The following is a 10925-nucleotide window of genomic DNA, read 5'->3' as shown; positions in this document are numbered from 1 at the left end:
GCCGATCAAGCTGCGCACCAGTTCCAGCCACGAAGAGGGTTGCGAGCGCGAATTCGCCATCTCGACCAAGGAATTGATCGGCGAGAAGGGCAAAGTCACCGGCCTGAAAACCGTTCGCGTCGAATGGAAGGACGGCAAAATGGTCGAGGTGCCGGGTTCCGAAAAAATCCTCAAGGCCGACCTGGTGTTGCTGGCCATGGGCTTTGTCTCGCCGGTGGCCTCGGTGCTCGAATCCTTTGGCATTGAAAAAGACAAGCGCGGCAACGCCAAGGCCAGCACGGAGTTCACGGGCGGCTATGCCACCAACGTGCCCAAGGTGTTTGCGGCGGGCGATATCCGGCGCGGCCAGAGCCTGGTGGTGTGGGCTATTCGCGAAGGCCGCCAGGCCGCGCGCGCGGTGGACGAGTTTTTGATGGGCTTCAGCGACCTGCCGCGGTAAAGAACGTAATCATTTATGATGCGCAAGCCGGATAAACCCGGCTTTTGCTTTTTTATGGCCTCATCTTCTTCCGAATCCCTTGTTGAACTGCGAAACCTGACCTTTGGGTATGGGGAACGCGTCATTCTGGACGACATCTCGCTGTCGGTGCCTAGAGGCAAGGTCACGGCCCTGCTGGGCGCTTCCGGCGGCGGAAAAACAACCATTTTGCGTCTGATAGGCGGCCAGAACCGGGCCCAGTCCGGCCAGCTGCTGTTTGACGGCCGGGACGTCACGCCCATGAACCAGGCGCAGCTCTACGCCGCGCGGCGCCGCATGGGCATGCTGTTCCAGTTTGGCGCCCTGTTTGCCGATTTGAGTGTGTTCGAAAACGTCGCCTTTCCGCTGCGCGAGCACACCGACTTGCCCGAGGCCCTGATTCGCGACATCGTGCTCATGAAGCTCAATGCCGTGGGCCTGCGCGGCGCGCGCGACCTCATGCCCAGCGAAGTGTCCGGCGGCATGGCGCGGCGCATTGCGCTGGCGCGCGCGATTGCCCTGGACCCCGAACTGGTGATGTACGACGAGCCCTTTTCCGGGCTCGATCCGATTTCTCTGGGCACGGCGGCACGGCTGATCCGGCAGCTCAATGACAGCATGGGGCTGACCAGTATTTTTGTCTCGCACGAGTTGGAGCAGACGTTTGCCATTTCCGACCACGTGATCATTCTGGCCAACGGCAAAGTGGCCGCCGAAGGCACGCCCGACGAGGTGCGCCAGAGCACCGACCCGCTGGTGTACCAGTACGTGAATGCCTTGCCGGATGGCCCGGTCCGTTTTCAGTATCCCGGCCCAAGCGTTGACGACGACTTCGGTCCTGCGCTCCAATCCGGGTCCAGGCCGCCGGGAGTTTCATCATGAGTTGGTATAAGCCCTCGGACGTCGGGTTCGCCACGCGCAACTGGCTGGCCAATCTGGGCCAGGGCGCCCGGCTGTTCTTTCAGTTGCTGACAACGTTTGCTTCGAGCTTCAGGCGCTTTGCCCTGGTGCGTGACCAGATCCATTTTCTCGGTAATTACTCGCTGGTCATCATTGCGGTATCTGGCCTGTTTGTCGGCTTTGTTTTTGGCCTGCAGGGCTACTACACGCTGCAGCGCTTCGGCTCGTCCGATTCACTGGGCTTGCTGGTCACGCTGACGCTGGTGCGCGAACTCGGGCCGGTGGTCACGGCGCTGCTGTTCGCCGGGCGGGCCGGCACCTCGCTGACGGCCGAGATCGGCCTCATGAAGGCCGGTGAGCAGATCAGCGTCATGGAAATGATGGCGGTGGACCCGGTCAAGCGCATTCTGGCGCCCCGTTTCTGGGCCGGCGTGATCACCATGCCCTTGCTGGCTGCCGTCTTCAGTGCCATGGGCATTATTGGCGGCTGGGTCGTGGGCGTGGTCATGATCGGCGTGGATGCCGGTTCGTTCTGGAGCCAGATCCAGGGCGGTGTCGATGTCTGGAAGGACGTGGGCAACGGCATTGTCAAGAGCATCGTGTTCGGCTTTACCGTGACTTTTATTGCGCTGCTGCAGGGTTTTGAGGCGCAAGCCACGCCGGAAGGGGTGGCCAGCGCCACCACCCGCACGGTGGTCGTGGCCTCCCTGGCGGTTCTGGGTCTGGATTTCATCCTGACCGCGATGATGTTTACTACTTAAGGAGAGTGTGGTGCAACGCTCAAAGAATGATGTGTGGGTCGGTTTGTTTGTGCTGGTGGGGGGCGTGGCCATCCTGTTTCTGGCGCTGCAGGCCGCCAATTTGCTGACGCTGAGTTTTCAGTCCACCTACCGGGTGACGGCCAAGTTTGACAATATCGGGGGTCTCAAGCCCAAGGCGGCGGTGCGCAGCAGCGGCGTGGTGGTGGGACGTGTGGACGACATCACCTTTGACGACAAAACCTTCCAGGCGCGCGTCACGCTGGCCATGGAAGACCGCTATGCTTTTCCCAAGGACAGTTCGCTGAAAATCCTCACCAGCGGCTTGCTGGGCGAGCAGTACATTGGCGTGGAGGCGGGCGGAGCCGAAAACAACCTCGCCCCAGGCGACAACATTTCCAGCACGCAATCGGCCGTGGTGCTTGAAAATTTGATTGGCCAGTTTTTGTTCAGCAAAGCGGCAGACAGCAGCCCAGGGCCAGCCGCTGCAACGCCATCCGGGAGTAAAGAAAAAAAATGACAACACCACTCGCGACAAAGAAATCCCTGGGGTGGGCCTCGGCGGCCTTGGTGCTGGCCCTGTTGCAGGGCTGCGCCACCGGACCGAATGCCAATCCGGCCGATCCGCTGGAGCCCCTGAACCGCACGGTGTTCAAGTTCAACGATGGCCTGGACCGGGCCGTCATCAAGCCGGTGGCGACCGCCTACCAGAACGTCACGCCCGCGCTGGTGCGCACCGGCGTCACCAATTTCTTTGGCAATATTTCAGACGTCTGGTCCGTGGTCAACAACGTGCTGCAGGCCAAGCCGCAAGCCGCAGCTGAAAGCTTTTTTCGCGTCACGATCAATACCTTGTGGGGACTGGGCGGCATTTTCGATGTTGCGAGCGAGATGAAAATCCCCAAACACAGCGAGAACTTTGGCCAGACCCTGGGGCATTGGGGTGTCGCATCCGGCCCCTATCTGGTGTTGCCGGTGTTCGGCCCCTCCAACGTGCGGGACTCCGTTGGCAGGCTGGTTGATTCTCAAGGTGACCTCGTGACTCAGGGCGTTGACAATATTTCCGTGCGCAATTCGCTGGTCGGCTTGCGCCTGGTCAACCTCCGGGCGAACTTGCTGGGTGTTGAAGACTTTCTGGAGCAGGCGTCACTGGACAAGTACACGTTTGCGCGTGACATCTATATGCAGCGCCATCGCTCGTCACGTGCCGTCGACGCCCCGGCCGAAGAGCGCTACGACCTGCCTGAAGAGGCGCCCGGCGCTGAACAGCCCACAGTGCCTGTGCCGGCCAGCAACTAAAGAGACCTTGGCAACAAGCTTTACAAGACTGCCGAAAAACTTCATCGCCTGCTGCGAAACCAGTGCGCAAAATATCACTCGAACCCCGAACACTCAGCAAACTACGCAGGCCGCGATGCTGACAAACAGGTGGTTCGTCATCGAAGGAAAATCATGAAACGTAGAACCCTTGGCCGCTTGCTGGCCGCCTCGCTCAGCCTGGCATTGCTGGCCGCCACACCTTTTGTTCGCGCCGCCGAAGAGGCGCCTGACGCACTGATCCAGCGTGTTTCCGTGGAAGTGCTGGACGCCATCCGGGCGGACAAAAACGTTCAGGCCGGCGACATGACCAAGGTGCTCGCGCTGGTCGACAGCAAGGTCATGCCGCACGTGAATTTCACGCGCATGACCGCTGCAGCGGTGGGCCGCAGCTGGCGCCAGGCGACGCCTGAGCAGAAAAAGCGTCTGCAGGAGGAGTTCAAGGCGCTGCTGATCCGTACCTACTCCGGTGCCCTGTCGCAGGTCAACGACCAGCGCCTCAACGTCAAGCCCCTGCGTGCGGCGCCAACCGACACCGAGGTCATCGTGCGCACCGAGGTCATCGGTCGGGGCAACCCGGTTCAGCTCGACTACCGCATGGAAAAAACCGCCACGGGCTGGAAGATTTATGACCTGAATGTGCTGGGCGTCTGGATGGTGGAAACCTACCGCACCCAGTTCGCGCAGGAAATCAATGCCAATGGCGTCGAGGGCCTGATCGCAGCGCTCGCGCAGCGCAACAAGTCAAATGTCGGCGGCCAGAAGTCCTGATCAGGCCTTTTTGTGTTGACACTTCCCGCTGTCTTGACGCATGCCGCATCGGCTGCGTTTGCCCGTGGCTTGCCGCAGGCGGTGCAGTCCCAGCCGACTGAAGTGCTGGCTGACGCCAGCGCCCTGCAGCAGTTTGACTCTTCTGCGCTGGCGGTGCTGCTGGAGTGCCGCCGCCAGGCGATGGCCGCCGGTAAAGCTTTTTCAGTGCACGGCGCACCGGCCCGTCTGCGTGAGCTGGCCAGCCTGTACGGCGTTGAGTCGCTGATTCCGCCTGCAGCGACGGCTGCTGCGGTCGCTGCCGCCTGAGTGTCCGGTCTGGCCGGCTTCACCGGCCCGTCATGCACCGCACGGGGCCTTGCAGGGTCCCGCCGAATAATAAAGGCGTCAGCCCTTAAAATGGTGGGCTCATGCCAGCTATCTCATTTCAGTCCGTCTCCAAAACCTACCCTTCCACGCGAAATCAGACCGGCCCGGTGGTTCGGGCGCTGGATAACGTGAGCTTTGACATCCAGCAGGGCGAGTTTTTCGGTCTGCTGGGGCCCAACGGCGCCGGCAAAACCACGCTCATCAGCATTCTGGCGGGTCTGTCGCGCGCCACAAGCGGCCGGGTATTGGTGCATGGCAGCGATGTCGTGACCGATTACGCCGTGGCCCGGCGAAAAATCGGTGTGGTGCCGCAAGAACTGGTGTTCGACCCGTTTTTTACGGTGCGCGAGGCCTTGCGCTTTCAGTCGGGCTATTTCGGCATCAAGCACAACGACGACTGGATTGACGAGCTGCTCCACAGTCTCGGGCTGGCTGACAAGGCCCAGGCCAACATGCGCCAGCTCTCGGGCGGCATGAAGCGCCGAGTGCTGGTGGCGCAGGCGCTGGTGCACAAGCCGCAGGTGATCGTGCTCGACGAGCCCACGGCCGGCGTCGATGTGGAGCTGCGCCAGACCCTGTGGCAGTTCATCGCCAAGCTCAACAAGCAGGGCAGCACGGTGCTGCTGACCACCCACTATCTTGAAGAAGCCGAAGCGCTGTGCGGCCGCATCGCCATGCTCAAGCAGGGCCGGGTGGTGGCGCTGGATTCGACCTCCGAGCTGCTCAAGGCCGCTTCCTCGAATGTGCTGCGCTTCAAAATTGACAGCGAATTGCCGCCGCACCTGGCGGCCCAGGCCCGAATCACCGGCCGCATCGTGCAGTTTCCCGCGCACAACGCCTGGGAAATCGAGCAGTACCTGGCGGCCATCCGCGAGGCCGGCCTGGTGGCCGAAGACGTGGAGTTCCGCAAGGCCGACCTCGAAGATGTGTTTCTCGATGTGATGAACGAAAGCGACGTGAAAGAACCTTTGGCCGCCGATGCCCTGGCGTTTGTGGGAGTTGCGAAATGAGCGGCTGGCAAACCCTGTTTTACAAGGAAGTACTGCGTTTCTGGAAAGTCGGTTTCCAGACCGTGGGCGCGCCGGTCCTGACAGCCGTGCTGTACATGCTTATTTTTGGCCATGTTCTGCAGGGCAAGGTGGTGGTGTACGACCAGGTGAGCTACACCGCTTTCCTGGTGCCCGGCCTGGTGATGATGAGCGTGCTGCAAAACGCCTTTGCCAACAGCTCGTCGTCGCTGATCCAGAGCAAGATCATGGGCAGCCTGGTGTTTGTGCTGCTCACACCGCTGTCGCACTGGCACTGGTTTTTTGCCTATGTGGGTTCCTCGGTGGCGCGCGGCCTGCTGGTCGGCGCAGGGGTGTTTGCCGTGACCGCATTTTTTGGCCAGCCCGGTTTTGTGGCGCCGCTGTGGATTGCGGTGTTTGCGATTCTGGGCGCCGCCATGCTGGGCGCGCTGGGGGTGGTGGCAGGCCTGTGGTCTGAAAAGTTCGACCAGATGGCGGTGTTCCAGAATTTCGTCATCATGCCCATGACGTTTTTGAGCGGCGTGTTTTACTCGATTCATTCGTTGCCGCCTTTTTGGCAAACCGTCAGCCACCTGAACCCGTTTTTCTACATGGTGGACGGCTTCCGTTACGGATTTTTTGGCGTCAGCGACGTCTCGCCCTGGCTCAGCCTGGGTATTGTGCTGAGCGCATTTCTCATCGTCAGCGCCGTGGCAGTCAACATGCTGCGCACGGGCTACAAAATCAGGCATTGACCGAAAGACACGACCACCATGACCAGCGAAGAACTCCAGGCCCTCATTGCCGCCCACCTGCCGTGCGAACACCTTGAGGTGTCCGGCGATGGCCGGCATTGGTATGCCACCATCGTCTCCAGCGCCTTTGAAGGCCAGCGCCTGATTCAGCGCCACCAGCGCGTCTATGCAACGCTGGGCGGCCGCATGCAGACCGACGAGGTGCACGCCCTGTCGATGAAAACCTTCACGCCCGCCGAATGGGCTGCCAGCAACGCCTAACCGCATCGAACAATAAAAAATATGGACAAACTACTCATCCGGGGCGGCAAGTCGCTGGCGGGCACGGTCGACATTTCCGGCGCCAAGAACGCCGCGCTGCCCGAACTGTGCGCGGCCCTGTTGACCGCCGACACCGTGACGCTTCAGAACGTGCCCGGCCTGCAGGACGTGGCCACCATGCTCACGCTGATCCGCAACATGGGCGTGACCGCTGAGCGCCATCCGGACGTGCCGGGCACCGTGACGCTCGATGCCGGGGCCCTGAGTTCGCCTGAAGCGCCTTACGAACTGGTCAAGACCATGCGCGCCTCGGTGCTGGCGCTGGGCCCTCTGCTGGCGCGCTTTGGCGAAGCCACGGTGTCGCTGCCCGGCGGCTGCGCCATCGGCTCGCGGCCAGTGGACCAGCACATCAAGGGCTTGCAGGCCATGGGCGCCGACATTACCGTCGAGCACGGCTACATGCTGGCCAAACTGCCCACGGGTCAGAAACGCCTCAAGGGCGCCAATATCACGACCGACATGGTCACCGTGACCGGGACTGAAAACTTTCTGATGGCTGCCACCCTGGCCGAGGGCGAAACCATTCTTGAAAACGCGGCGCAGGAGCCCGAAATTGGCGATCTGGCCGAGATGCTCATCAAGATGGGCGCAAAAATCGAAGGCCACGGCACTCGCCGTATCCGCATCCAGGGCGTCGAGCGCCTGCACGGCTGCACCCACCAGGTGGTGGCCGACCGCATCGAAACCGGCACCTTTTTGTGCGCGGCGGCGGCGGCGGGCGGTGATGTGCTGCTGCGGCATGGCCGCGCCGACCACCTGGAGGTCGTCATTGAAAAGCTGCGCGAGGCCGGCGCCACCGTCACCGCGGGCGACGGCTTCATCCGCATCCAGGCCCAGGGCCGGCTCAAGGCCCAGTCCTTTCGCACCACCGAATACCCCGGTTTCCCGACCGACATGCAGGCCCAGTTAATGGCGCTCAATGCCATTGCGCACGGCACCAGCACCGTGACCGAGACGATTTTTGAAAACCGCTTCATGCACGTCAATGAAATGGTGCGCCTGGGTGCCAGGATCCAGATCGAAGGCAAGGTCGCGGTCATTGAAGGCGTTGAAAAACTCTCGGGCGCCACCGTCATGGCGACCGACCTGCGGGCCTCTGCCAGTCTGGTGATTGCCGGCCTGGTCGCCGACGGCGAAACCCTGGTCGAGCGCATCTACCACCTGGACCGGGGCTACGACCGGATGGAAGCCAAGCTGCGCGCCATTGGCGCAGATATAGAAAGAGTCAAATAATGATCACGCTCGCCCTGTCCAAAGGACGCATCTTCGACGACATCCTGCCGCTGCTCCAATCGGTCGGCATCGAGGTGCTCGATGACCCGGAAAAGTCCCGCAAGCTGATTCTGGACACCAACCAGCCTGACCTGCGCGTGGTGCTGGTGCGCGCCACCGATGTGCCGACCTATGTGCAATACGGCGGCGCCGATATCGGCGTGGTCGGCAAGGACACCTTGCTCGAATCCGGCAGCCAGGGCCTATACCAGCCGCTGGACCTGCAGATCGCCAAATGCCGTATCAGCGTGGCGGTGCGCGAGGGTTTTGACTACGCCGCCGCCGTGAAGCAGGGCTCGCGCCTGAAAGTGGCGACCAAGTATGTGGCCATTTCCCGCGACTTTTTTGCAACCAAAGGCGTGCACGTGGACCTGATCAAGCTCTACGGCAGCATGGAACTGGCGCCGCTCACCGGCTTGGCCGACGCCATCGTCGATCTGGTGTCGACCGGCAACACGCTCAAGGCCAACCACCTGGTGGAGGTTGAGCGCATCATGGACATCAGCTCGCACCTCGTGGTGAACCAGACGGCGCTCAAGCTCAAGCAGGCGCCCATCCGAAAACTGATAGATGCTTTTTCCCGGGCGGTTGCCCTCTAACTTGTCTTCACCAGGAATGCTATGAATTTAGTAGCTGCTCCAGTCCGTCTGTCATGCGCTGAAGCCACTTTTGAGGCTCAATTCAAGGCGCGGCTGCATTGGTCTGCCGATACCGATGCGGCGATCGAACAACGTGTGGCCGATATTCTGGCCGACGTGCAGCTGCGCGGCGACGCCGCCGTGCTGGACTACACCGCGCGTTTCGACGGACTGAGCGCCGCCTCGATGGGGGAGCTTGAACTCACGCAGGCCGAACTCAAAGCCGCGTTTGAAGCGATTCCCGCCGCCCAGCGCGATGCCCTGCAGGCCGCTGCACGACGGGTGCGCACCTACCACGAGGCGCAGAAAAAGGCCAACGGCGAAAGCTGGAGCTACCGCGACGAAGACGGCACCTTGCTGGGCCAGAAGGTCACACCACTCGACCGCGTGGGCATTTACGTGCCCGGCGGCAAGGCGGCTTACCCCTCGTCGGTGCTGATGAACGCGATTCCCGCCCATGTGGCTGGTGTCGGCGAAATCATCATGGTCGTGCCCACGCCCAGGGGCGAGAAAAACGCCCTGGTACTGGCCGCAGCCTACGTGGCCGGCGTCACGCGCGCCTTCACCATTGGCGGCGCGCAGGCGGTGGCCGCCATGGCCTACGGCACGGCCACGGTGCCCAAGGTGGACAAGATCACCGGCCCGGGCAATGCCTACGTGGCCAGCGCCAAAAAACGCGTGTTTGGCACGGTCGGCATCGACATGATTGCCGGGCCGTCCGAAATCCTGGTGCTGGCCGATGGCACGACGCCCGCCGACTGGGTGGCGATGGACCTGTTCAGCCAGGCCGAGCATGACGAGCTGGCGCAAAGCATTCTGCTGTGTCCCGACGCCGCCTACATCGACGAAGTGCAGGCTGCCATCGACCGCCTGCTGCCGCTGATGCCGCGTGCCTCCATCATTGCCAAATCCCTGACCGACCGGGGCGCGCTGATCCACACGCGCAGCATGGAAGAGGCCTGCGATCTAGCCAACCGCATCGCGCCCGAGCACCTGGAAGTCAGCAGCCGCGAGCCGCACCGCTGGGAGCCGCTGCTCAAGCATGCCGGTGCGATCTTCCTGGGCGCCTACACCAGCGAAAGCCTGGGCGACTACTGCGCCGGCCCCAACCATGTGCTGCCCACCAGCGGCACGGCGCGCTTTTCCAGTCCGCTCGGGGTTTATGACTTCCAGAAGCGCTCCAGCCTGATCGAGGTCAGCGAAGCCGGTGCTCAGACACTCGGGAAAATTGCCGCCGAATTGGCCTATGGCGAAGGCCTGCAGGCCCACGCCCGCGCCGCCGAGATGCGCCTGCAGCCCGTGCCCGAAATGAGAATAAAAAAATGAGCGCAGCAACCGACAGGTCAGAGCTCTCCCCACCAGCCGGGGCCGCGGAACCGGCTCTGCCGGGCCGCAGGCGCAGCGCCCCCTCGGGGGGCAGCGCAGTACGCGAAGCGACAAGCGTGGGGGCGCATATCTTTCGCCAGGATGTGCAGTCCATGCACGCCTACGCGATTCAGGACTCGGCCGGCATGGTCAAGCTCGATGCGATGGAAAATCCGCACCGGCTGCCCGCCGGTCTGCAGGCCCACCTGGGTCAGCGGCTGGGCGCCTTGGCGCTGAACCGTTATCCCGACGGCCGCGTCAATGACCTGCGCAAGGCCCTGGCCGACTACGCGCAGATGCCCGAAGGCTTTGACATCATGCTGGGCAACGGCTCGGACGAGCTGATCTCGCTGCTGGCCCGGGCCTGCGCGGTGCCGGGCGGCTCCGTGCTGGCGCCGCTGCCTGGCTTTGTGATGTACGCCATGAGCGCGCAGCTGCAGGGCCTGAAGTTCATCGGCGTCGATTTGACGCCCGACTTTGAACTCGACGAAGCCGCCATGCTGGCCGCTATTTGCCTGCACAAACCGTCCATCACCTACCTGGCCTACCCCAACACCCCGACGGCCAACTTGTGGGATGACGCGGTGATCGAAAACATCATCGACGCCGTGGGCGCGCAGGGCGGACTTGTCGTGATGGACGAGGCCTACCAGCCGTTTTCCAGCAAGAGCTACATCGACCGCATCGCCAGACACAGCCATGTGCTGCTGATGCGCACCCTGAGCAAATTCGGGCTGGCCGGCGTGCGCCTGGGCTACATGATGGGCCCCCAAGCCCTGATCGCCGAAATTGACAAGGTCCGGCCACCGTACAACATCAGTGTGCTCAACTATGAGTGCGCGCTGTTTGCGCTGGAGCACCAGGATGTGTTTGCAGCGCAGGCGCAGGAGCTGGTGGCGCAGCGCGCGGCACTTTTTGACGCACTGAAGGCCATGAAGGGCGTCAAAGCCTGGAAAAGCGACGCCAACATGATTTTGCTGCGCGTTGCCGATGCGGCC

Annotated in this window: 14 protein-coding genes; all 14 read left to right on the top strand. The window is 62.4% G+C overall.

Annotated features, from left to right (window positions below):
* On the top strand, nucleotides 1-439 hold a 439-nt coding region (locus Q8K05_RS13665; protein WP_305247168.1), incomplete at its 5' end, for an FAD-dependent oxidoreductase.
* 54 nt (nucleotides 440-493) lie between these two features.
* On the top strand, nucleotides 494-1339 hold the full coding sequence (locus tag Q8K05_RS13660; RefSeq protein ID WP_305247167.1) for an ABC transporter ATP-binding protein: 846 nt from the start codon (nucleotides 494-496) through the stop codon (nucleotides 1337-1339).
* Nucleotides 1336-2118: a lipid asymmetry maintenance ABC transporter permease subunit MlaE gene (gene mlaE / locus Q8K05_RS13655; RefSeq protein WP_305247166.1), complete on the top strand. Its 783-nt coding sequence runs from the start codon at nucleotides 1336-1338 to the stop codon at nucleotides 2116-2118. Before Q8K05_RS13660 ends, mlaE begins: the two co-directional genes overlap by 4 nt.
* A gap of 10 nt (nucleotides 2119-2128) precedes the next feature.
* The gene (mlaD, locus tag Q8K05_RS13650) at nucleotides 2129-2635 is read left to right on the top strand and encodes an outer membrane lipid asymmetry maintenance protein MlaD (RefSeq protein WP_305247165.1); all 507 of its coding nucleotides are present in this window, start codon (nucleotides 2129-2131) and stop codon (nucleotides 2633-2635) included.
* Nucleotides 2632-3414 (top strand): VacJ family lipoprotein, encoded by a 783-nt coding sequence (locus tag Q8K05_RS13645; protein ID WP_305247163.1) that lies wholly within the window; start codon nucleotides 2632-2634, stop codon nucleotides 3412-3414. Before mlaD ends, Q8K05_RS13645 begins: the two co-directional genes overlap by 4 nt.
* 153 nt (nucleotides 3415-3567) lie before the next feature.
* The gene (locus Q8K05_RS13640) at nucleotides 3568-4203 is read left to right on the top strand and encodes a phospholipid-binding protein MlaC (protein ID WP_305247162.1); all 636 of its coding nucleotides are present in this window, start codon (nucleotides 3568-3570) and stop codon (nucleotides 4201-4203) included.
* 12 nt (nucleotides 4204-4215) lie between these two features.
* Nucleotides 4216-4509, top strand: a complete 294-nt coding sequence (locus tag Q8K05_RS13635) for a lipid asymmetry maintenance protein MlaB (RefSeq protein WP_305247160.1) — start codon at nucleotides 4216-4218, stop codon at nucleotides 4507-4509.
* Nucleotides 4510-4610: 101 nt separating this feature from the next.
* Entirely contained in the window at nucleotides 4611-5579 is a 969-nt protein-coding gene (locus tag Q8K05_RS13630) for an ABC transporter ATP-binding protein (protein ID WP_305247159.1), read from the top strand.
* Nucleotides 5576-6331 (top strand): ABC transporter permease, encoded by a 756-nt coding sequence (locus tag Q8K05_RS13625; RefSeq protein ID WP_305247157.1) that lies wholly within the window; start codon nucleotides 5576-5578, stop codon nucleotides 6329-6331. Before Q8K05_RS13630 ends, Q8K05_RS13625 begins: the two co-directional genes overlap by 4 nt.
* An 18-nt stretch (nucleotides 6332-6349) precedes the next feature.
* The gene (locus tag Q8K05_RS13620; RefSeq protein ID WP_305247156.1) at nucleotides 6350-6592 is read left to right on the top strand and encodes a BolA family protein; all 243 of its coding nucleotides are present in this window, start codon (nucleotides 6350-6352) and stop codon (nucleotides 6590-6592) included.
* Between the two features lie 21 nt (nucleotides 6593-6613).
* Complete coding sequence (murA, locus tag Q8K05_RS13615; protein ID WP_305247155.1) at nucleotides 6614-7885, top strand: UDP-N-acetylglucosamine 1-carboxyvinyltransferase; 1272 nt, start codon at nucleotides 6614-6616, stop codon at nucleotides 7883-7885.
* The gene (gene hisG, locus Q8K05_RS13610) at nucleotides 7885-8523 is read left to right on the top strand and encodes an ATP phosphoribosyltransferase (protein WP_305247154.1); all 639 of its coding nucleotides are present in this window, start codon (nucleotides 7885-7887) and stop codon (nucleotides 8521-8523) included. Before murA ends, hisG begins: the two co-directional genes overlap by 1 nt.
* Nucleotides 8524-8544: 21 nt before the next feature.
* Complete coding sequence (hisD, locus tag Q8K05_RS13605) at nucleotides 8545-9888, top strand: histidinol dehydrogenase (RefSeq protein WP_305247153.1); 1344 nt, start codon at nucleotides 8545-8547, stop codon at nucleotides 9886-9888.
* Nucleotides 9889-10040: 152 nt separating this feature from the next.
* Nucleotides 10041-10925: histidinol-phosphate transaminase (locus Q8K05_RS13600; RefSeq protein WP_305247169.1), on the top strand; the 885-nt coding region annotated here is incomplete at its 3' end.

Origin of the sequence: Polaromonas sp. (assembly GCF_030682935.1) — a bacterium.
GTDB lineage: Bacteria > Pseudomonadota > Gammaproteobacteria > Burkholderiales > Burkholderiaceae_C > Polaromonas.
The sequence above is the reverse complement of the archived record's forward strand: the minus strand, read 5'-3'. Positions and strand labels throughout refer to the sequence as shown.